Below are 21,291 nucleotides of genomic sequence, written 5' to 3' on the forward strand. Positions count from 1 at the left end.
CGACCGTCTTGATCACCACGCAGTACGAGACCCTGGTGAAACGATCCGTCGTTCCCGCCGCTGACCTGGGGATTCACGGAACTGCGGTCAGAGCCCTGAATTCGGCCAAGGACGCTCCTTAATCCTCACCTGGTGGAAAGGCGGACGGTACGGGGGAACGCATGGGCACGGGGAGAGCGAGAGCGCACGGGGTTCATGGCAGGATGCCCCCGCATGACTTCCGGCCGACGGCCATCTTCGCGAGGGAGATGACCGCTGTCCGAGTGATCAAGCGGTTTACGAAGAACCAGGGCGGCCGGGCCGCGCCTGTTCGCCCCAGCCGTGACCGGAGGAACGGCCACGTGATCGAAAGCGTGAAAGAAGGATGCTCGGACGTATGTCATCGGGCGACGGCCTCGAAACCGACCTCGGCTCCGGCCTCGGCTCCTCATCGCTGCCCTGGATGGTCGTCGGATCCCGTTCGCGCCCAGGCTCCCCAGCCGACATCATGCGGCGGGGCGCTGCCGTGGCCGTCGACACGGTCATCGCCGTCGTCGTCGTACTGGGCCCGCTGATCGCCCTCGACCGGATCCTCGTGGCCGCCTCGATGGATGACGTCTGGCTGCCCGCGGCCGCACTGTGGTCGCTCGTCTTCCTGCTGCTGTATTCGCCGCTGAGCGTGTCCCGCAAGGGCGGCACGGCGGGCAAGCGACTCCTCGGCATGGAGGTCGTCCGGGACGCCGACGGGGCACGCCTCACCTACGGCGCCGCGCTGGTGCGCCACCTCGGCAACCTCGTGACGGCCGCCATCCCGGTGCTCCTGATCGCCAATGCGACGGTGACCAACCTCGACGCGAAGAGGCGGAGCCTGCACGACCGCCTGGTCGACAGCAGGGTCGTCATGCGGGGGCGGTGACGGGGCGGGATCACCGGCGACCGAGCCCGTAGACCGAGTACGTCTACTGCCGGGACCCCAGCCCGACATCGCGACGCCCTTCCGCGAGCCCTGTCCGCACCATGGCCACACATACTCATCAGCGATGAGGCCCAAAGGCACGGGGAGTAAGACCGCCAACGCCGGCAAACCGGGCCCCGGGTGACTCCGGAACCCACTCCGACCTGCATTTTTGTCTACCTGGGCGGAGGCTGCACACAGCTCCGCGTCTTGGGCGCATACTGAGGGCAATGACAAAGCCCGCTGCACCGAAGCGTCAATTGCCTACCAGCCCCTTCAAGGCCCCGGTCACACCGGCTCCCAAGCACTTCGCCATGGGCGACCAGGTCACACACGACATGTACGGCCTCGGCCGGGTGATCGGCATCGAGGAGGGAATCGCGGCGCTCGTGGATTTCGGCTCGACGCAAATGCGGATCTTGAGCCCGTACGCCAAGATGACCAAGCTGTAGGACCGCTGTGCCGGGTCACGGCACGCCGGGCCCCTTCGGGGGCCTGTAACGAAAGGGAGCTCTCTCATCGATCTGACGTCGCTGTTCTCCGCCCTGGAAGGGCAACCCCGCAGTTCCACCGCAGCGTCGCCGCCTCCGACGACAAACCCCTTCCAGGCCCCGGACTTCGGGGAAGACGAGACCTTCCTGCCCGAGGAGGAAAAGGGACCCGCCTCCTAACGCCTGGGTCAGCCTGCCGCGCCGTACAGCAGCGAAATACAGCAACCGCGGCGTTTTCAAGCGGCTGTCATCTCGGCGGCCCTCGTGCCGTAGTTTCCAACGAGCGGGCACCCAGCACCCACCCAGCACCCCCGTCCGGGCCGTCTCTGCGCCGTGCGGGGGGTGCTCAGCAGTGGCCGACGACGACCAATGACGGCCGGTCGGTCGGCCCCCTGCCACCACCGCTTTGACCAGCAAAGACGCAAGTCACCAAGGTCCCTGACAAGACCCGGCAAGAAGTAGCCCTAGATCGGGTCCTGCGGCTGACCTGACAAGTTGTGCCACTCGTGACCGCACCCGCCGGCGCAGTACAGCGTCCGCCTGCGGGTGTCGGCGATGCTGAAGAGGGCGACAAGCAGGCGGAATGCCTTCGTGAGTTCATAGGCCGGAAGTCGGTCCATCCTGAAGTGCCACTTGGTGAGCATCACCGCAGGCGTGTGGGTGGGGCGCACGCCAGAGCGCACGATGCTCTCCGGCACATCACCCTCGCGCGCACGGGCCTGCCCGCAGAACAGCTCCAGCATGTGCAATGCCTTGCGCTGGTCATCCTCCGAGAGGCGCTCGAACCATTCGACCCCCTCAGCCGTCGGTCGGAGCCCTTGTGCGAGTTCGTTCAGGACCACCTCGTATGCGTACAACATGAACTCCCCCCCATGCGATGCGGTCGACGGTAACTCACGACCGCTCGCGAGCAGCGCGGTTTTACGCGTTCCACGTGCCCCTCCCGTGCCCGATCCACCGGGGAATCACGGGGGGGGGAACGCCGGGCACCAAGGAAGTCCACCTTCCGCCGAGGGCGCGCCGAGCACCGGCGCTGCTTGGTGCCGGCGACGGGTGGGTTCACGGACGTTCCCGAGCACCGGGCCGCGAACTCAGCCGACTTCGTCGCATTTCCGTGGCGGCCATCGGGATGGCTGTCTATTCGCGATCTGAACGTGGCGTGGCGGTGCCGTCCTGGGGCGTTCGGGCTCTGGTGTAGAGGACCTCGCGACCCTGCTCCGCGGCGCGGATGAGCCCTTCGCTGACGAAGTCGAGGAAGCGGGCGGCATTCTCGAGGCGGGTGGCGGCCGGGGTGCCGTGACCGAGGATGCCGATGCCCTGCCGTGCGGTCTCGATGAACTGGTCGTTGGCCCGGGCGCTGCGGATCATCGCCTGGTACCAGAGGTCGTCGTCGACGACGTAGCGCTCACGGCGGCGTTCGTCGCGTTCCCGGCGGACGAGGTCCTGGCTTTCCAGGAAGGTGATCGCTTTGGAGATGGACGCCGGGCTGACCTGGAGGCGCTGGGCGAGTTCGGAGGCGGTGAGGCTGCCGGTGTCGGTGGTGTACAGGCAGCCCAGCACTCGGGCCATCATCTTGGGCAGGCCCGAGGCCATGTAGACGGTGGTGAGGGCCTCCTGGTAGTCGCGGACGGCCTCGGCGTCGCGTCCGTAGGGTTGCGGGAGGGCCTGCGCCCCCTGGGGCGCGGCCTGCTTGCGCCGCTGGGTGCGCTGCTGGGTGGCGCGGTGGGCCAGGTCGGCGCGGTAGCCGGCGGGGCCGCCGTTCCGCGTCACCTCGCGCGTGATCGTGGAGGTCGGACGGTCGAGGCCGCGGGCGATCTCGGCGTAGGCCAGGCCGTCGGCCAGCCCCACCGCGATCTGCTGACGCTCCTGCTGGGTGAGCCTGCCTTTCGGCATCACGACCCCCTTCATGTCCCACGGGTGCGCCGTGGTGCTGCTCTCGTGCTCCTTGACGCCTCCACCATAGCGTTCACCTTCAAAGCATTGCAACGATCGACCACTCCAACGTTGCATTAAGCGCGAGACCGTTGCAACGATTATTACCCATCTACCTGCATAAACGCCGACTCCAAGCAAAGATCTCGTTGCACAGATATGGAAAGCAACGTAGCGTTTCCAGCGTTCGGAAACCACCAGCCGCAAGGCGCAAAAGGAGACCACCATGCAGAAGTTCGACACCCCCGCCCCGATCTCCGCCGTCCTGGAGATCCCCGCGGGACGCGTGCAGTTCATCGCCGCCGACCGGGCCGACACCACGGTCGAGGTCCTGCCCGCGAACGCCTCGAAGAACCGCGACGCGAAGGCGGCGGAGCAGACCACGGTCGAATACGCCGACGGAGTCCTGCGGATCGAGAATCGGGCGAAGGACCAGTACTTCGGCCCCTCCGGATCCATCGAGGTGACGGTCAAGCTGCCCGCCGGTTCCCGCATCGAGGCCAAGGCGGCCAGCGCCGAACTCCGGACCGTCGGCCGCCTCGGCGACGTCGCCTTCGATGGTGCGTACCGTCAGATCAAGCTGGACGAGGCCGCGAGCCTCCGTCTCACTGCGGTCGACGGCGATGTCGAGGTCGGCCGGCTGGGCGGGGCCGCGGAGATCAGCACCGCACGGGGCGACATCCGGATCGCCGAGGCCATGGGGGGCACGGTCGTGCTCAGCACCCAGTCCGGCGACATCACGGTCGGCGCCGCCGCCGGCGTCTCGGCGGCCCTGGACGCCGGCTCCGGCCACGGCCGCATCAGCAACGCCCTCAAGAACGACGGCACCGCCGATCTCGAGATCCGCGCCACCACGCCCCACGGCGACATCACCGCCCGCAGCCTCTGACCCGCCCTCCAAAGAGCACCCTCGAAGCCCCCGGCCATCGGGGCGCGCACGAACTCGCGAACGCCATGGACGCCGCGCCGGGGAGGCGTCCCGCACGGCGAACGCGGCACGGCCATCGCCCGGACGCGCCCGACGGCAGCCACACCTCACCGCGCCGACCACCCACCCGTACACCCCACAAGGAGCACACAGCCATGTCCCTCAACCTCACCGGCCAGCACAGCGGCTTCTCCGAAACGGGGCTGCGCAGAGTCCGCGACGTGCTGGCACGGCACGTGGAGTCCGGAAAGATTCCCGGGCTCGTCGCCCTGGTCAGCCGGGGCGGTGAGACACACGTCGAAGCGGTCGGGACGATGCGCCACGACGGTGGCGCGCCGATGCGCCGGGACACGCTCTTCCGGATGGCTTCGACGTCCAAGCCGGTCACGATGGCGGCGGCGATGGTCCTGCTGGACGAGTGCCGGCTGCGCCCGGACGACCTGGTGCAGGAGTGGCTGCCCGAACTCGCCGACCGGCAGGTGCTCAAGCGGGTCGACGGCCCGCTGGACGACACCGTGCCGGCGCGGCGGCCGATCACCGTACGGGACCTGCTGACCTCCACCTTCGGTCTCGGCATGGATCTGACGGCGCTGGGCACCCCGATCATGGACGCGGTCTTCGAGCGGGGCATCTTCAGTCAGGCAGCGCTGCCCGCGCCGGACGAGTGGATGCGCCGCCTGGGCACGCTGCCGTTGATGCACCAGCCCGGAGAGCACTGGCAGTACCAGATCAGCCACGATGTGCTCGGCGTGCTCGTCGCCCGGGTCACCGGGCAGTCGTTCGAGACGTTCCTGAGTGAGCGGATTCTGGAACCGCTGGGCATGAAGGACACCGGCTTCCATGTACCCGCCGGCAAGATCGACCGGCTGCCGCCCTGCTACACGCCGAACCCGCAGACCGGGGAGTTCACCGTGTGGGACGAAGCGGTGGGCGGGCAGTACAGCGCCCCTCCCGCGTTCCAGTCGGGCGGCGGCGGTCTGGTCTCCACCGTCGACGACTACCACGCCTACTTCCGGATGCTGCTGAACCACGGGACGCACGACGGCGAACGCATCCTGTCCCGGCCGGCCGTGGAGCTGATGACCACCAACTGCCTCACCCCCGAGCAGCAGGCCGCCCGCAACGACCTGGCCCGCAACAACGTCCACATCTCCTTCGGCCAGGGACAGCACGGCGGCTGGGGCTACGGCATGGCGGTACGCACCTACCGCGGCGACTACGCGCCGATCGGCCAGTTCGGCTGGGACGGCGGTACCGGCACCACCGCCTACGCCGACCCGCACAGCGGACTCGTCGGCGTCCTGCTCACCCAGGTCGGACTGTCCCTCCCGGCCCCGGCACAGCTCATCCAGGACTTCTGGACCACGCTCTACCAAGCGATCGACGACTGACACGCCCGTAGCCGAGCCCATCGCCGCCGGCGTTCCCCTACCGGATCTGCCCACCGAGGCCAACGAACGGCTGGGCCAAGCGATCAGCTCACTGCGCGACCCGCACGGCGAGTGATCGGAAAAACCCCGCGCCCCGTCGCGCCCGTCCCACCGGGAAACCACGGGACACGGGGAACGCCGGGCGATCGCAGTACGCGGACAAGGCGAAGGCCCCCGACCGATCTTCCTGGTCAGGGGCCCTTTCGCGGTACCTGGCTGCGGAGGCTGTGGGATGTCAGCCCACGGTGACGTTGCCGCCACGACAGTTCGCAAACTGCTTTGTACACAGGCACTGCAACCGTCCTGACCTGGCGCGTAGCTACGCCGGCCACTTCCAAGTGCCAGCGTCGGGACACACATTGGCCACACCCGTCACAAGCGCCCTGCAAGGTTGCGGCTCCGGTCGTATCTTCTTCCTCAGCGACGAGTCCGTGGTGGAGACGATGGGTGTTGGGGGTTGCATCGGATGACACAGACCGTGCGTTGGCTGTTGGTGACGGTGGGGGGCTTGATCATCTTCGGGCTGTGCGTCTGGCTGGGCGACACGGTGCTGCCGTGGGATCGGCCCGAGCGCATCGCAACCGGAGGCGGGGCGGGGGCAGTCATCGCCGGTCTGATGGGGGCCTGGGCCGCGTCCGCCCTGAGTTCTACTCCACCACCCGTGGCGCCTCCGACAGGTCAGGGCTCAAGTGCGTCGGGTGAGCGTGCAGTTGTCACCGGGGACAACTCTGGGGTCATCGTGACTGGTGATGCGGGCACGGTACAGCAATGACCGCCAGTGCGTCCCCGTCGCCGTCCGCAGCGGGTGACCGGTCAGCAGCAACACGAACCAATCCCGGAGTCATCGCCACCGGTGACCACGCTCGCGTCGAGCAGCGCACCCTCGTGGTGCCGGATGGAGCATTGAGCACGGCGGTGCCCAATGAGACCGTGGCACGGCTGCACAACCTCCCCGCCCGTAGCAGCGCGGTGTTCATAGGCCGGGAGGAGGCCCTGGCCGCACTGGACGCGCTGCCCGCAGCGGAACTCGGAATCGTGACACAGCGCGTTTGGGGCCTCGGAGGCATAGGCAAAAGCACGCTGGTCCTGCACCACGCCCACCGGCAAATGGCGGCGGGAATCGGGCCAGTGTGGTGGATTGAAGCCGAGACCACGGCGTCGATCGTGAGGGGTTTGGCTGACCTGGCCGCAGCCCTGAATCCGGTGCATACTGCCCTGCCCCCCGAGGATGCGGCACAGTGGGCAGTCGCATGGCTTCAGGGGCGCACCGGCTGGCTCGTGGTACTGGACAACGTGGAAGATCCAACTCACGTGCAGCAGCTGCTCGGCCGGCTCAACACCGGTCGCGTAGTCATCACCACGCGACGGGACCAGTCCTGGCAGGACCTGGGCACTCCGTTGCGGCTCGATACGCTGGCCCCAGAAGCGTCACGGGCCGTCTTGCAAGAGCTGACAGGGCGTTTTGATGAATCCGACCAGCCTGCCCTGTCCGCTCTGGCCGACGAGCTCGGCCACCTCCCTCTGGCTCTCCAGCAGGCTGGCGCCTACCTTGCTCAGACCCGAACCAATGCCAGGGATTACCTGACTCGACTGCGCACCGACCCCGCAGATGTCCTTGCCACCACAGCTCCCGGGGACCCTCAACAGCGCACTATCGCCCGCCTGTGGACGCTTACCCTCCGCGCTTTGGAGAGCACGGATCCACGCTCGGTGGAGTTGCTGCAGATCCTGGCTCACTGTGCTGCCGAGCCGCTACCACGCGATGTACTCGCGACATCGCTCCCGACCCGCGACGCGGTTGATCAGGCCCTCGGCCTGCTCGCCGCCTACAGCATGGTCGTGCTCACCGACAGCACCGTCACGGTGCACCGGCTGGTTCAAACCATCGTTCGCGCCGACACTCCGTCTGCGCCCCCACCACCTCGGATCAGTCGGCTACGGCGGTGGCGGAGTCGCTCTGCCCCTGACACCTCACCACATCCCCATACGGCCACCTTGTGTCTCCTCAGCGACGCCGTACCGAGTGGCAGTCCTACAGAAGTGGTCAACTGGCCCCGGTGGCAATCCCTCTTGCCGCACATCCATGCCGCATTTAGCTATCAGACCGATGCGTCTTCCCACCCGCGCTTCGTCCGCCTCATGAACGAGACGGGCTACTTCCTTCGCGCGCGAGGCCAGGCTGCTCAGGCTTTACCACTGGAACGACGTGCTCTGCAGATCACCGAATCCACCCTGGGACCCGACCACCCCCGTACTGCTGTCAGCCTCGGCAACCTCGCCAGAACGTTGTGCGACCTGGGACAGCTCGCGGAAGCACTCCCACTGGACCAGCGGGCCCTACAGATCACCGAAACGGCAATGGGACCCGACCACCCCGATACCGCCGCCAGCCTCGGCAACCTCGCCAGAACGTTGTGCGACCTGGGACAGCTCGCGGAAGCACTCCCACTCGAACGACGGGCCCTGCAGATCACCGAATCCACACTGGGACCCGACCACCCCCGTACCGCCATCCGCCTCAGCAACCTCGCCACCACCTTGAGCGAACTAGGACAGCACGCAGAAGCACTCCAACTGGGCCAGCGGGCGCTGGAGATTACTGAGGCCACGCTGGGTCCCGACCACCCCAGTACCGCCATCCGCCTCGGCAACCTCGCCGCTGCCTACGACGACCTCGGGCGTTATGAGCAAGCATTGCCGCTGAAGCAGCGGGCGCTTGAGATCGCTGAGTCCACACTGGGACCCGACCACCCCAGTACCGCCACCCGTCTCGGCAACCTCGCCAGAACACTGAACGAACTGGGACAGCACGCAGAAGCACTCCCACTGGACCAGCGGGCCCTGCAGATCACCGAAACGGCACTGGGACCCGACCACCCCGACACCGCCAGTCGCCTCGGCAACCTCGCCAGAACACTGAGCCAACTGGGACAGCGCGCAGAAGCACTCCCACTGGACCAGCGCGCGCTGCAGATCACCGAAACCACACTGGGACCCAACCACCCCAGTACCGGCACCAGCCTCGGCAACCTCGCCTCCACTTTGAGCGAACTGGGACAGCACTCGGAAGCACTCCCACTGGCCCAGCGGGCCCTGCAGATCACCGAAACGGCGCTGGGACCCGACCACCCCGACACCGCCAGTCGCCTCGGCAACCTCGCCAGAATATTGAGCCAACTGGGACAGCACCCGGAAGCACTCCCACTAGACCAGCGGGCCCTGCAGATCACCGAAACGGCACTGGGACCCGACCACCCCGACACCGCCCTCCGCCTCAGCAACCTCGCCAGCACCTACGACTACTTGGGACGTTACGAGGACGCACAGCCACTGGCGGAACGGGCACTGGAAACTACCGAGGCGACACTGGGGTGCGATCACCCCAGAACCGCCTTGCGTCGCACGAATCTCAATCAAATCCGAGAAAACGCTGCATCAGATCGCAGTAGTTGAAGCTGGCGCTGAACTGCGCTCGATGGCAGATCAGCCGCCTTCTGAGGACCGCTTTGCCACGGTCCCGATAGGCCTTCCTGCGGCCAGGCGCCGAGAAAGTCGATCTCTGGCGCGAGGCGTATACCGGTGCACTCCAGGATCCGATTGATGACGCCCGGGTGGCGTCGGAGGGAGTCGCCACCACAGAGCGAGGTCGCGCCGCCGGCCGGAGCTTGGCCACAGGCTGGCCACACGTGCTGATCAGGACCGGGCCCCCGGGAATGCGGTGAGGCAGCAGACGAGCCGGAGCGGGGCCCGGATGACTCCGGACCCCGCTCCGACCTGCATGTTTTCCTACCTCGGCGGAGGCTGTGGGATTTGAACCCACGGTGACGTTGCCGCCACGACAGTTTTCAAGACTGTTCCCTTAGGCCGCTCGGGCAAGCCTCCCCGCTGCACCGGCGCGCGGTCGCGCGGGTGTCGCGGGGATCAGACTAGCGCGTCACTTGTCGCCGGTGCGCTGGCCCAGGGTCACTTTGGCGGTGTGCTCCTTGCCGGCGCGCTTGTACGTGAGGGTGACCGTGTCGCCGGGCTTGTGCTGCCAGATCTCGCTGATCAGGGTGGGGCCGCTGTCGATGACCGTGTCGTCAAGCTTGGTGATGGTGTCGCCGGGCTGGAGGCCCGCCTTGTCGGCCGGGCCGTTCGGGGTGACCGCGTCGGAGCCGTTGTTGCCGGTCTGGGCGATGGTCGCGCCGTCGCCGGTGTCCCGCATGCCGACCTGGACGCCGATCTGGGGGTAGACCGGCTTGCCGGTCTTGATCAGGTCCTGGGCCACGCGCTTGGCCTGGTCGATGGGGATGGCGAAGCCCAGGCCGATGCTGCCGGACTGGCCGGACTCGCCGCCCAGGCCGCCGTTGCCCGCCGACTGGATGGCGGAGTTGATGCCGATGACGTTGCCGGCGGCGTCCATCAGGGGGCCGCCGGAGTTGCCGGGGTTTATCGACGCGTCCGTCTGCAGGGCGCTCATGTACGAGGCGCTGCTGCCACCGCCGTCGCTGGAGGCCACCGGGCGGTCCTTGGCGCTGATGATGCCGGTGGTGACCGTGCCGGAGAGGCCGAAGGGCGCGCCGATCGCGATGGTGGCGTCGCCGACCTGGACGTGGGACGACCTGCCCAGGGGCAGCGGGTTGAGGGTGGCGTCGGAGGCGTTCTTGAGCTTGAGCACGGCGACGTCGTAGCCCTGGGCGTTGCCGACGACCTCGGCGTCGTACTTCTTGCCGTTGGAGAACGTCGCGGTGAGCTTGCCGCCGCCGGCCGCGCTGGCGACGACGTGGTTGTTGGTGAGGATGTGGCCCTGCTTGTCGTAGATGAAGCCGGTGCCCGTGCCGCCCTCGCCGGTGGCACCCTGCGCCTCGATCGTCACGACGCTCGGCAGCGCCTTCTGCGCTATGCCCGCGACCGAGGTGGGCTTGCGGTTCAGCGCGCCGGCGTCACCGGTCGCGGAGACCGTCGTCGAGGCGCCGTCGTTCTGGCCCGCGGCCCAGAAGCCGATGCCGCCGCCGATCCCGCCGGCGACCAGTGCGGCCACCAGGACGGCGGCGATCAGGCCGCCGTTGCGCCGCTTGGGGGCGGGGCTGTCGGGCGGCGCGCCCCAGGGGTGGCCACCGTACGGGGGCTGGCCCCAGCCGCCACCGGACGAGCCGTGGCCGGCACTCGCGTACGCGGGGATCTGGGCGGTCTGCTCGGCTCCGGTCGCGGGTTCGCCTCCGGGGTGGGCCGGGTGCGGTGCGTGCCCGGGGGAGCCCGGGGCGCGGTCCTGATCACCGGGGCCGCCGTCGACGGGACCGGCGACGGTCGGGGCGAAGGCGGGCGGCGGGGGCGCCGCGGCGGGCGCGTGGGGAGCCTGGGCGCCGGAGGCGGACGCGGGGGCGCGGTCCGGCTGCGGGCCGGTCGGCGGCGTGGCCTCCGGCGGGACGGCGGCTCCCTCGTTCTCGGTGCTCACAGCTCTCTCCTCAGCTTCACGCGGGCCTTACGGTCCCGTACCGGGCCGGCGGCGCCCGTACGGGGTCTTGCGGGTCGTACAGCTCCTCGCCGCGGGTCCACCGGGAACCCGTACCCCGTCACCCAGGATTCAGGATCCGGATGATCCGGGCGAGTCCCGGTGGGCCGGTCCAGGTCCGAAAGACCGGACCGGCCAGTACGGGCAAGTCTGTGTCCCAGCCTTTCCCACCGCGCGTCAGAGCGCCGTAAGCCGAGGCTGTGACTGTCCCCTCATTCTTTATGTCGGACAAAGCAGACGCATTGCCTGTTCCGCGCCCCGGGGGTACGCACCGGCGGCCGGTCGGCGATGGAATGGCACGATAACTCGGTGACCTCTGCACGCCCCGCCCAGGACGCCCGTCCGAATCGTCCGGCGATCTCCGTCGTAGCCCATCGGGGTGCCTCCGAGGATGCCCCGGAGCACACCCTGGCCGCCTACCGCAAGGCGATCGAGGACGGCGCGGACGCCCTGGAGTGCGATATCCGGCTCACCGCGGACGGCCATCTGGTGTGCGTCCACGACCGGCGGGTGAACCGCACCTCCAACGGGCGCGGGGCGGTCTCCGCCCTGGAGCTCGCCGATCTCGCCACCCTCGACTTCGGATCGTGGAAGGAAGGGGCCGAGGACGGGTACGGGGAGGCGCCGGACCGGCAGCACGAGGACCCGGAGCGGACGTCCGTGCTGACGCTGGAGCGGCTGCTGGAGCTGGTCGCCGACGCGGACCGGCGGGTGGAGCTGGCGATCGAGACCAAACACCCGACGCGCTGGGCCGGACAGGTGGAGGAGCGGCTGGTCGAGCTGCTCGACCGGTTCGGGTATGCAAAACCGGCCAAGCGCACCGATTGGACATCCCCGGTCCGCGTCATGAGCTTCTCGGCGCGCTCGCTGCACCGGCTGCGGGCCGCGGCGCCCGGCATCCCCGGCGTCTACCTCATGCAATTCCTCACCCCCCGCTACCGCGACGGCCGGCTGCCGATCGGCGTGGGCATCGCGGGCCCGGGGATGCGGATCATCCGGGCGCACCCGGAGTACGTCGCCAAGGCGCACCGCGCGGGCCACCGGGTCCATGTATGGACCGTCAACGACGCCGCAGATGTCGAGCTGTGCCAGGAGTTGGGCGTGGACGCGGTCATTACGAACCGCCCCAAACAGGTGCGAATGCAACTCGGCCTTGGCTAAAGCCCATCACAGGGTGTGCACCGGCGCATTCGACTCGTATTCGATCGTGTCTAGTGCGTCACTGCGTGCCGCCTGGCCGGTTTCCGGTCCAGTCCATTGGGGCATTCATCCCGTGGCGTGGGGCAAAGGAGGTCTCGGGGGTGGCGTTGGTGATGGCACAAGAGGTGCCGACGTCGTCGATCATGGCCGTACCCCATGGCCCAGCGGGTGTGGGCATGGCCAGGCGACGCATGCGAGAAGAGCTGTTGGCAAGCGGAGTTCAGGACAATGTCGTGGATGACGCGGTGCTCATCCTGTCGGAGCTGCTGAGCAATTCGTGTCGCCATGCGCGTCCGATATACGAAAGCGGATCACCGGGCTCCGCAAGGGCCGTGGCGGGTGACACGTCGCAGACGGCGCCCAAGGACGGTTCGCCGGGCGCCCCGTTCGCATCCGTACGCGCATCATGGCGCGTCGACGCACAGGGCCGGCTGACCGTCGCGGTCACGGACGGCGGCGGCCCGACCCGACCGCTTCCGGCCACTCCGTCGGTGACCGCACACGGCGGCCGCGGACTGGCGATCATCCGGTCGCTCGCGAAGGACTGGGGCGTACGCGACACCACGGCCGGTGAAGTGACGGTCTGGGCGGTGCTCTCTCTTCAAGGCGCGTTCGCTACGCGCGTGGAGCTGACGCCCGACATGCCGCCGTCGGTCACCGCCGGCGGGCGGCCGGTGATGCCGCTGGGGCCGGCCTTCGCGGACCTCGACGACCTGACGTAGCGGCCGCGCGCCGGGCGCGGGGCGCTCGGGCGGACGCGGCTCGCTCTCCCGACACGGGGCAGGACACGCCAGGGACACCAGGGCGGGACACGGCGTTGTCCACAGCCGAGCGCGACCTCGTACGCGATCCTCTAGGCTCGCGCCGAAAAGCGTCCGTACGTCCAGGATCGACCAGGAGAAGCCGTCGCCATGGCCAAGAAGCGCCGCCCTCAGCCCCAGGCCGCAGCACACGCCCGCACCAAAAACGGGGCGCCCGGCGGAGCCGCTGATGAGAACTACCCGGTCGTCGGCGCTCGTGAGCCCTGCCCCTGCGGCTCCGGCCGCCGGTACAAGGCGTGTCACGGGCGACGCGCCGCGCACGCCGCCACCGAGCTGGTGCAGCGCCCCTTCGAGGGCCTGCCCGGGGAGTGCGACTGGGTGGCGCTGCGGGAGCTGGTCCCCGCCGCCACCGCGGAGTTGACGCTCAAGGGCGGGCTGCCCGAGGGCGTGCCCTCCGTGACGCTCGCGACCGTACTGCCGATGGCCTGGCCCGCGCTGCGCCGCGAGAACGGCGCAGTGATGCTCGGCCTGCAGAACGACACCGCGTCCGGTGACCTCAGCCGCGGCCTCGCGGACACCCTGCAGCGCGCACTGGCGACGGAACCGGGCAATCCGGTCGCTGCCGGGCGGCCCTCCCCCGAGGGACCGCGGCTGCAGGACCTGCTCGACCTGGACGCAGGTTTTGAGCCGACCGTCCACACCGGGTTCGAGTTCTGGGTGGAGAACGCCGAGAACGCCACGGGAGAGGTCGCCGCCTCCCTGGAGCGGGCCAACGCGGCCGCCATCCCGACCGCCCGGATCCCCGGCCTGGAGGGCGCCTACTGGTGCGAGGCCCCGGAGAAGAACCATCTGCGCTGGGTCACCTCCCACCCCGAGGAGCAGCTGCTGGACGCCCTCGCCCGGCTGCATGCCGCGGGCACTTCCTCGCTCGGCGAGGGCACCCGGCTGGTGGGCTCGTTCCGTGCGCACGGCCTCGTCGTGCCGGTCTGGGACCTGCCTTCGTCGATGGGCGCCGAGGACGTCGCCAAGCCGGCCGAGGAGTTCGCCGAGCGGCTGGCCAAGGCCCTGGCGACCGACGCCCCGCTGACGCCCGACGAGCGCCGGGCGCGCGGCGGTCTCACCAACCGTCAGATCACCCTGAGCTGACGGTTGGGTCCCCCTGCGCGGAGCGTGGGGGAGACCCCGGTCGTGTGGGGCGTACGGCCCCGGTCGTGGGGACCGTACGCCCCTGGGGACACCCGCGTGACACCGGTCACAACTCCCCGTACCTGCCGGTAAATAGGCGTCCGGAAATCCACGATCGAATTTGCTAACCGCCGATCTCTTGTTACGGTTCTAAAAGCCCGGTCGCTGGTGCATCCCCCGTCGCCAGCGACCGGGCGCTTCCATGTCCGGAACCAGGCATTCCGATCGGCCCGGCCGTCAGCGGCCCGCACGCCCCCGCCGGTCCGAACCCCCGCCGCCCGCAGCCGAGTTGCTGCCGGAGCGCAGCAGCAGCCGCTCCCCCGCCGCGTCGGCGATCTCCGCCACCGCGGCGTACGCCTCCCGGCCCCTGCGCACGGTCCCCCCGGCGGGTGTCTCGCACAGGCCCGGGGCGTCGGCCGCCGGCAGGTCGCAGTCCACCTGGACGGTCCGGCCGTCCGGCCGCATCAGGGTCAGCACGGCGCGCAGCGGGCTGCCCGTGATGTTGCGGTAGTACGTGCGCGCCCAGGTCCGGCCGCGCTCGGCGAGCACACAGGTCTGCACCTCGACGCCCTGGGCGGAGGCGAGTTCGGGGCCGCAGCGGGTGGTGCGCCCGGAGAGCAGCGGGAGGCCGAGGCCGTCGAGGGGGCCGGTCGAGTGATCCGTGCCGACGGGCATCTTGCCCGGCTTGGCACCCACTTCACCCTTGGCGCCCGTTTCCTCCATACGGCTGTTTTCGGCCTTGGCTCTCGCCCGGGACTCGGCGCCCGACGCCGGCCTGTCCGGCCTGTCCGGCATCGCCGAGTCCGCCGGACCGGCGATCGCGGCGCCCAGCGGAACGGCGATGGCGAGCACCGCCGCCCCGCCGAGGCCGATCATGCGGAGTTTCTGCGCACGCTGCATGGGCCCCACCTGCGATTGAGTTGCCGCCGACGGCGGCTTGACGGTGGGCCGAACCTATCGGCCGGGAAGGGGCCACCCGGCCGCCCGGACACCCGTTTCCCGTAGTGATCCGGGGTGGTCACACCCGTACGGGTGAACCGGGCGCGGGTCGCCCGACGGCTCAGTACGCGAGCCGGCTGCCGCCGTCCGGAGTGGCGGTGCTCGCCATGACCAGGGCGTCGACGATGGTGTCCACCTTCGGCAGCCAGGGCGCCGCGGAGGTGGCCGCCGGCGGCCGCTCCCAGCGCACCCGGCCCGCGCCGATCTGGGACGGCGGGAGCACCACATAGCCGCCCTCCCCGTGGAAGCGCAGCGAGCTGGGCACCCAGTCCTGGGAGTACAGCAGCTCGCCCAACTCCGGGAGGCCGTAGGGCGATACGAGCAGCGACCACCGGCTGGGGGTGGCCACCACGGGGCCGAGGCGTACGCCGAAGTGGTCCAGGACCGCCAGGGCGCGGGCGCCGGCGACGGCGGGCAGGCTCACCGCGCAGGGCGCGCGGCCGCCGGTGGCCAGCACGACCGGGGCGTCGGGGCGGTTGGTCCACCACCAGCGCACCATCCGTGGATCGGTGGTGGCCGCCAGCAGCCCGGGGTCGAAGGGGTGCGCGCCGGGGACCACGCAGTCGGGGTCGAGGCAGTGGCACTGACGGGCGGGCCGCTCGGCGAGGCCGAGTCGGGCGCCCGCCGGCTGGCGGCCGCCGGACCTGAGTCCCACACCGGGAAGTACGGGCCACTGCCACTCGGTGGCGCAGTGCAGCGCCGCACCGAGCAACGCCGACCTTCCGCCGCGCCGGAACAGGAGCTTGCGTCGCCTTCCGAGGATCTCGCGCATGAGCGCTCGTTCCTTTCCGTTAACGCCGAGGGCTTCGTCCATCGCACTACAGGGCACTACTGGGCACTGCTCACCGGTTCACCTGCGCTTCGCGCCGCGCCGCTTCATGCCGTGGTGTGGCGTCTGTTGCGGCCCGGCCAAGCGCTCCGGGGTCGATCGCGCATCGATCACGCCACGTGGATCTCGGTCACCGCGTGTACAGGGCAGCGCATCACGCCGTACGCCGAGCGGGAAACGTGGCGGGGGGTGGCGCGCGCATGGCGCTTGCGCTTCCGTAGTGCAGTCCCGCCACTTGGGAGTGCGTCGCGGTGGTCGCCCTATGAGACGCCGGTGCCCGCCGGAGAGTTCCGGTGCGACCCCAACTGGCCCCGCACCTTTCCGATTACGTACCCGCCACTGTGGTGATGACGCGCTGCTGATCGCCGTCAGTCGACCTCAAATTGACGCTCATGGGGCTGTTTTCAGGCCAATCTACAGACCTCGCTGACACCACAAACCCCATGGGAACAGTGCTGGACATCACATCGCTGGTGCGTGTACATGTGGAGGCATTGATAGCGGAGCAGCATGACATGGGGGTTTGCGATGCTATTGACGAATTTGCGCGGCCAAACGCACCGCACAGCATCACTCAACGAAATGCAACACTCCCTACCAAATTCCAGTCTGACCTGGAGCAATGACTGTCGCGACGATAGCCGCCAGTCATGACCGCGCCACACGTACCGAAAGTGGCTGGAATCGAACCAGCTCTCCCCGCCCCCACGCACACTACGGACCCGCGCGTGGCACAGACCCCCGCGGACCCCGCCGCCCGCGCCCCCTCCGGCGCCTCGCCCGGCACCCTTCCGGCCACCCCTCAAGGCGCCGCCGCCCTCCCGTCCGGCACCTCCCCCGAAGCCTCCGCGATCGATCAACTCGCCGCGATCCAGGACCGACTGGCCGGCTGGATCTCCGACCTGAGCACCCTGCACGACCTCCTCGAACAGCTCGCGCGCACCCGCACGCTCAAGGACGCGCTCCACGAGCTGCTGCGGGCCGGCGCCTCACTGGTCGGCGCCCGCCGCGGCATGGTCGTGCTCGCACCGGCCGATGGACTCGGCCCCGAGACCACCGTCGGCCTCGGCCTGGGCCACGCCGAGATCGGCCACATCGAGACCATCCCGCGCAGCGCCCTGTCGTACGCGCGGATACTGGACGGCCTCCCCGAGCCGGGCGCCGACGGGGCGGACGCCGCCGAGATCGCCGAGCCCGACATCCCCGGCGAGAAGGACCTCGACCCCCGTCTGCGCGAGGTCGCCGCCCGCCTCGGATACGCCGCCAGCTACGCCGTCCCGCTCACCGCCGACCCCATCGGCCGGACCGGCGCGGCGGTCTGGCTCTACGACGAACCGGCCGAACCCACCGAACGCCAGCGCCACCTCGTCGGCCTCTACCGCGCGCACGCCGCCGAGCACCTCGCCCGCCTCCTCGAACTCCACCGCGCCCGGCAGGCCAACCGCACCCTCCGTGAGGAGCTGCTGCCGCGCCGGCTGCCGCGGATCCCCGGCGTACGCCTCGCGGCGCGGCACAGCAGCGGGCCGCGTGGCGGCGGCGACTGGTACGACGCGCTGCCGCTGCCCGACGGCGCACTGGGCCTGGCCATCGGTTCGGTGACCGGCTCCGGGCCGAGCGCGGTGGCCGCCATGGGGCGGCTGCGGGCGTCGCTGCGCGCGTACGCGGTCATGGAGGGCGAGGACCCGGTGGCGGTCCTCTCCGACCTCGAACTGCTGATGCGGCTGACCGAGCCGGCGCGCAGCGCCACCGCGCTGTTCGCCTTCACCGAGCCGCCGCCCGGCGCGCCCGGCGGACCGCCCGCGCCCCCGATGCCCGGCGGTATCACCGATCCCTTCGCCCGCAAGGTGGTGCTCGCCGGGGCCGGCCACTGCCCGCCGCTGATCCTGGGCGATCTGCGGACCGAGTACGTGGAGACCTCGCTGTCCGCGCCGCTGGGCATGCTGGGCTGCTGGGAGGCGCCGAGCGTGGAGATCGAACCGGCCGGCGGGGAGACCCTGCTGTTCTACAGCGACGGGCTGCTGCACCGCACCGGTGAGCCCATGGACCGCGCCTTCGCCCGGCTGCACGCGGCCGCCGCGGGCGTCCCCCGGGCGAGCCGCCATGATCCGGAGGCGGTGGCCGATCACATCGTGCGCGCGATGCTGCCGCGGGGCCTGGAGGACGAGTCGTCGGAGGAGGACGTGGTGCTGTTGGTCGCGTACTTCGAGGAGTAGCGCCTTCGAGATCGTGCACCCCATGGGGGAAATGCCCGAGAAGTCACACCTTCTTCCCCCTGGACGGCCTTCCATCCGCACATACGATGGAATGCGGTTCAGTCTTAAAAGGAGGCATAGTGACCGACGAGCTCACGCCGGAGACCCCGGACGAGGACGAGCAGCCGATCAAGCAGCGCAAGAACGGCCTTTACCCGAGTCTCTCGGATGAGCTCGCGGAGAACATGAAGAGCGGCTGGGCCGACACCGAGCTGCGCGATCTGCGGCCGATCGAGCAGGCCCCGAACGCCGCCCGCCGCCGTGCCGCGCTGTCCGCGCGCTTCCCCGGCGAGCGCCTGGTGGTCCCCGCGGGCAATCTGAAGACCCGCTCCAACGACACCGAGTACGACTTCCGCGCCGCGACGGAGTACGTCTACCTCACCGGCGACCAGACCGACGACAGCGTCCTGGTGCTGGAGCCCCGCAAGGGCGCCGACGGCCACGACGCGACGATCTACCGGCTGCCCCGCTCCAACCGCGAGAACGGCGAGTTCTGGCTCAACGGCATGGGCGAGCTGTGGGTCGGCCGGCGCCACAGCCTGACCGAGTCCGAGGCGCTGCTCGGCGTCCCCTGCAAGGACGTGCGCGAGCTGGCCGAGGCGCTCAAGGAGGCCACCGGCCCGGTCCGCGTCGTGCGCGGTCACGACGCCGGCATCGAGGCCGCGCTGACCGACAAGGTCACCGCCGAGCGCGACGAGGAACTGCGGGTCCACCTCTCCGAGGCGCGGGCGGTCAAGGACGAGTTCGAGATCCGCGAGCTGCAGAAGGCCGTGGACTCCACGGTGCGCGGCTTCGAGGACGTCGTACGGGTCCTGGACAAGGCCGAGGCGACCAGCGAGCGCTACATCGAGGGCACGTTCTTCCTGCGCGCCCGCGTCGAGGGCAACGACGTCGGCTACGGCTCGATCTGCGCCGCGGGCCCGCACGCCACCACCCTGCACTGGGTCCGCAACAACGGCCAGGTCCGCTCCGGCGACCTGCTCCTGCTGGACGCCGGCGTGGAGACCACCACCCTCTACACCGCCGACGTCACCCGCACCCTGCCGATCAACGGCCGCTACACCGACCTCCAGCGCAAGATCTACGACGCGGTGTACGAGGCCCAGGAGGCGGGCATCGCGGCGGTCAAGCCGGGCGCGGCCTTCCGTGACTTCCACGACGCCGCGCAGCGGGTGCTCGCCGAGAAGCTGGTCGAGTGGGGCCTGGTCGAGGGCTCGGTCGAGCGGGTGCTGGAGCTGGGGCTGCAGCGCCGCTGGACCCTGCACGGCACCGGTCACATGCTCGGCCTGGACGTCCACGACTGCGCCGCGGCCCGTACCGAGACGTATGTCGACGGCACCCTGGAGCCCGGCATGGTGCTGACCGTCGAGCCCGGCCTGTACTTCCAGGCGGACGATCTGACGGTGCCCGAGGAGTACCGCGGCATCGGCGTCCGGATCGAGGACGACATCCTCGTGACCGAGGACGGCAACCGCAACCTCTCGGCCGGGCTGCCGCGGCGGTCGGACGAGGTCGAGGCGTGGATGGCGGGCCTGCTCGCGAAGTAGGCCGCGGCATCACCCCGTTCCGTCTCCCGGTGGCGTCAGGCGCCGCCGGGAGACGGTCCGTATGACGGCGCGTCGGCCTGCCGCGCGTACGCACCCGCACGGGCCGCCGCCCATACGGCGGTGGCGGCGGACTCGGCGAGGGCGGCGTCGACGGGACGACGGGCGATCAGGATCCGGTAGTAGAAGGGCGCCCCGAGGGCCGCCAGCACCTCCTCCGGATCCGTCTCCGCGGGCAGCTCGCCGCGTTCGACGGCGCGCCGCACCATCTGGCCGGCCAGCACCAGCCGTTCGTCGAAGAAGGACCGCAGCGCCTTGGCCGCCTGCGGGTCGCGGGCGGCGGCGGAGACCACCGCCTCGATCAGCCGGGTCATCCGCGCCTCCCCGTAGAAGGCGCTTATCGAGCGGGCCAGCACGCGCAGGTCCTCCGGCAGCGTGCCGGTGTCCGGCAGCGGCACATCGGCGCTCAGGTCGGTCAGCAGCTCGCAGACCAACCCCTCGGTGCAGCGCCAGCGCCGGTAGAGCGTCGCCACGTGGATACCCGACCGCTGCGCGACCTTCTCCATGGTGAGTTCGGCGAAGCCCCCGTCGTCCAACTCCTGTAAGACGGCGGCCAGTACGGCCTGCCGGGTGCGGGCCGTACGCCCGCCGGGCCGGGTCGCGCCCGGGGCATGGTGCGCTGTCGTCACGACGGCTCCGTATTGCAGTGCGGGTTCACGCCAAGTATTGTCCGACAAAGACTAACGCGATTGGCTTCGCGTTAGCCCTGGTGTGCGCTGGTCTCGTAGGGACAGGGGACGCCGCGGGGGAGGTCCTCCCACCGCGAGACCGCGCTGCCCCGGGGTGATTTCCGGCCAGTCGTCAGACTGCCGATGTTCGCCCTGGTTTGACACTCTCAACGGTAGCCCCGGACGGCAACCCCTCATGGCGCCCGGACTTCACGGTCCGCCCGCCGGCCAGGACGAGGGCCTCCCGCTGCCGCGGCGCCACCCGTGCGCGCCGCCGCCCAACGGGAGTTGACGCGGCGGTACACCTCCCGGGACCACGACGTCCTCGCCACGACCCGCCGGACTCCGATTCACAGCAGCGCGCGAACGGGCTTCGTACGCGCCTCACCACGGCTCACCACTCCTCGCCACTCCTCACCTCACCGCGCCTCACCACTCGTCACCGCACCTCATCGCAGCTCAATGGCGCCGCCGTGGCGCCATGTATGCCAGCCTGGCGCCACATGGACTTGTCATGGCATCACGGTGGTGCCATAGTGGAGCCATGGACCTCGCGCCCCACGTCGTCGCCCTTCGGCACGAGCTCA

The 21,291-nt window shown here is 69.9% G+C and carries 16 protein-coding genes and 1 tRNA gene; 10 read left to right on the plus strand and 7 right to left on the minus strand.

Annotated features, from left to right (window positions below):
• Positions 1 to 376: 376 nt before the first annotated feature.
• Both AC0680_RS03105 and AC0680_RS03110 read left to right on the plus strand, forming a co-directional pair.
• Positions 377 to 895: an RDD family protein gene (locus AC0680_RS03105; protein ID WP_478624483.1), complete on the plus strand. Its 519-nt coding sequence runs from the start codon at positions 377 to 379 to the stop codon at positions 893 to 895.
• 269 nt (positions 896 to 1,164) lie between these two features.
• A complete protein-coding gene (locus tag AC0680_RS03110; RefSeq protein ID WP_468975629.1) occupies positions 1,165 to 1,386 on the plus strand; it encodes a hypothetical protein in 222 nt (73 codons plus the stop codon).
• Between the two features lie 503 nt (positions 1,387 to 1,889).
• Here the strand turns inward: AC0680_RS03110 and AC0680_RS03115 are convergent.
• Together AC0680_RS03115 and AC0680_RS03120 are read right to left on the minus strand one after the other, a co-directional pair.
• Positions 1,890 to 2,285 carry a DUF5958 family protein gene (locus tag AC0680_RS03115; RefSeq protein ID WP_478624485.1) on the minus strand — a complete coding sequence of 132 codons (396 nt, stop codon included), beginning with the start codon at positions 2,283 to 2,285 and terminating at the stop codon, positions 1,890 to 1,892.
• Positions 2,286 to 2,562: 277 nt separating this feature from the next.
• Positions 2,563 to 3,318 (minus strand): GbsR/MarR family transcriptional regulator, encoded by a 756-nt coding sequence (locus AC0680_RS03120; protein WP_478624486.1) that lies wholly within the window; start codon positions 3,316 to 3,318, stop codon positions 2,563 to 2,565.
• A 265-nt stretch (positions 3,319 to 3,583) separates the two neighbouring features.
• Here AC0680_RS03120 and AC0680_RS03125 point away from each other — a divergent pair, with 265 nt between their 5' ends.
• The 3 genes from AC0680_RS03125 to AC0680_RS03135 all read left to right on the plus strand — a co-directional run bounded on the left by AC0680_RS03125 (position 3,584) and on the right by AC0680_RS03135 (position 9,168).
• Complete coding sequence (locus AC0680_RS03125) at positions 3,584 to 4,246, plus strand: DUF4097 family beta strand repeat-containing protein (RefSeq protein ID WP_478624488.1); 663 nt, start codon at positions 3,584 to 3,586, stop codon at positions 4,244 to 4,246.
• Between the two features lie 194 nt (positions 4,247 to 4,440).
• Entirely contained in the window at positions 4,441 to 5,676 is a 1,236-nt protein-coding gene (locus AC0680_RS03130; RefSeq protein WP_478624490.1) for a serine hydrolase domain-containing protein, read from the plus strand.
• A gap of 807 nt (positions 5,677 to 6,483) precedes the next feature.
• Positions 6,484 to 9,168 carry a tetratricopeptide repeat protein gene (locus AC0680_RS03135; RefSeq protein WP_478624491.1) on the plus strand — a complete coding sequence of 895 codons (2,685 nt, stop codon included), beginning with the start codon at positions 6,484 to 6,486 and terminating at the stop codon, positions 9,166 to 9,168.
• 342 nt (positions 9,169 to 9,510) lie between these two features.
• Here the strand turns inward: AC0680_RS03135 and AC0680_RS03140 are convergent.
• Together AC0680_RS03140 and AC0680_RS03145 are read right to left on the minus strand one after the other, a co-directional pair.
• Positions 9,511 to 9,597, minus strand: a tRNA-Ser gene (locus AC0680_RS03140).
• A gap of 52 nt (positions 9,598 to 9,649) precedes the next feature.
• Entirely contained in the window at positions 9,650 to 11,149 is a 1,500-nt protein-coding gene (locus AC0680_RS03145) for a S1C family serine protease (protein WP_478624493.1), read from the minus strand.
• 366 nt (positions 11,150 to 11,515) lie between these two features.
• Between AC0680_RS03145 and AC0680_RS03150 the strand changes: the two genes are divergently transcribed.
• The 3 genes from AC0680_RS03150 to AC0680_RS03160 all read left to right on the plus strand — a co-directional run bounded on the left by AC0680_RS03150 (position 11,516) and on the right by AC0680_RS03160 (position 14,313).
• Positions 11,516 to 12,367 (plus strand): glycerophosphodiester phosphodiesterase, encoded by an 852-nt coding sequence (locus AC0680_RS03150; protein WP_478624495.1) that lies wholly within the window; start codon positions 11,516 to 11,518, stop codon positions 12,365 to 12,367.
• A gap of 53 nt (positions 12,368 to 12,420) precedes the next feature.
• Positions 12,421 to 13,128 (plus strand): ATP-binding protein, encoded by a 708-nt coding sequence (locus AC0680_RS03155; protein WP_478624496.1) that lies wholly within the window; start codon positions 12,421 to 12,423, stop codon positions 13,126 to 13,128.
• Positions 13,129 to 13,317: 189 nt separating this feature from the next.
• Positions 13,318 to 14,313, plus strand: coding sequence for a DUF5926 family protein (locus tag AC0680_RS03160; RefSeq protein WP_478624498.1), 996 nt, complete (start codon positions 13,318 to 13,320; stop codon positions 14,311 to 14,313).
• Between the two features lie 276 nt (positions 14,314 to 14,589).
• On the opposite strand, the gene AC0680_RS03165 is transcribed toward AC0680_RS03160, so the two are convergent.
• Together AC0680_RS03165 and AC0680_RS03170 are read right to left on the minus strand one after the other, a co-directional pair.
• A complete protein-coding gene (locus tag AC0680_RS03165) occupies positions 14,590 to 15,252 on the minus strand; it encodes a hypothetical protein (protein WP_478624499.1) in 663 nt (220 codons plus the stop codon).
• A gap of 160 nt (positions 15,253 to 15,412) precedes the next feature.
• A complete protein-coding gene (locus AC0680_RS03170; protein ID WP_478624501.1) occupies positions 15,413 to 16,123 on the minus strand; it encodes a bifunctional DNA primase/polymerase in 711 nt (236 codons plus the stop codon).
• Positions 16,124 to 16,830: 707 nt separating this feature from the next.
• Here AC0680_RS03170 and AC0680_RS03175 point away from each other — a divergent pair.
• Together AC0680_RS03175 and AC0680_RS03180 are read left to right on the plus strand one after the other, a co-directional pair.
• Positions 16,831 to 18,393, plus strand: a complete 1,563-nt coding sequence (locus AC0680_RS03175; protein WP_478624503.1) for a PP2C family protein-serine/threonine phosphatase — start codon at positions 16,831 to 16,833, stop codon at positions 18,391 to 18,393.
• Between the two features lie 119 nt (positions 18,394 to 18,512).
• Positions 18,513 to 19,979 (plus strand): aminopeptidase P family protein, encoded by a 1,467-nt coding sequence (locus AC0680_RS03180; RefSeq protein ID WP_478624505.1) that lies wholly within the window; start codon positions 18,513 to 18,515, stop codon positions 19,977 to 19,979.
• 35 nt (positions 19,980 to 20,014) lie between these two features.
• Here the strand turns inward: AC0680_RS03180 and AC0680_RS03185 are convergent, their stop codons facing one another.
• A complete protein-coding gene (locus AC0680_RS03185; protein WP_478624506.1) occupies positions 20,015 to 20,665 on the minus strand; it encodes a TetR/AcrR family transcriptional regulator in 651 nt (216 codons plus the stop codon).
• Positions 20,666 to 21,291 lie beyond the last annotated feature (626 nt).

The sequence above is a fragment of the Streptomyces sp. NPDC043738 genome, assembly GCF_056436545.1.

Bases quoted from the DNA above. Each gene is read 5' to 3' on its own strand.
- AC0680_RS03165 (WP_478624499.1), bottom strand. From the start codon at position 15,252: ATGCAGCGTGCGCAGAAACTCCGCATGATCGGCCTCGGCGGGGCGGCG.
- AC0680_RS03125 (WP_478624488.1), top strand. From the start codon at position 3,584: ATGCAGAAGTTCGACACCCCCGCCCCGATCTCCGCCGTCCTGGAGATC.
- AC0680_RS03110 (WP_468975629.1), top strand. From the start codon at position 1,165: ATGACAAAGCCCGCTGCACCGAAGCGTCAATTGCCTACCAGCCCCTTC.
- AC0680_RS03175 (WP_478624503.1), top strand. From the start codon at position 16,831: ATGACCGCGCCACACGTACCGAAAGTGGCTGGAATCGAACCAGCTCTC.
- AC0680_RS03130 (WP_478624490.1), top strand. From the start codon at position 4,441: ATGTCCCTCAACCTCACCGGCCAGCACAGCGGCTTCTCCGAAACGGGG.
- AC0680_RS03105 (WP_478624483.1), top strand. From the start codon at position 377: ATGTCATCGGGCGACGGCCTCGAAACCGACCTCGGCTCCGGCCTCGGC.
- AC0680_RS03135 (WP_478624491.1), top strand. From the start codon at position 6,484: ATGACCGCCAGTGCGTCCCCGTCGCCGTCCGCAGCGGGTGACCGGTCA.
- AC0680_RS03120 (WP_478624486.1), bottom strand. From the start codon at position 3,318: ATGCCGAAAGGCAGGCTCACCCAGCAGGAGCGTCAGCAGATCGCGGTG.
- AC0680_RS03170 (WP_478624501.1), bottom strand. From the start codon at position 16,123: ATGCGCGAGATCCTCGGAAGGCGACGCAAGCTCCTGTTCCGGCGCGGC.
- AC0680_RS03115 (WP_478624485.1), bottom strand. From the start codon at position 2,285: ATGTTGTACGCATACGAGGTGGTCCTGAACGAACTCGCACAAGGGCTC.
- AC0680_RS03160 (WP_478624498.1), top strand. From the start codon at position 13,318: ATGGCCAAGAAGCGCCGCCCTCAGCCCCAGGCCGCAGCACACGCCCGC.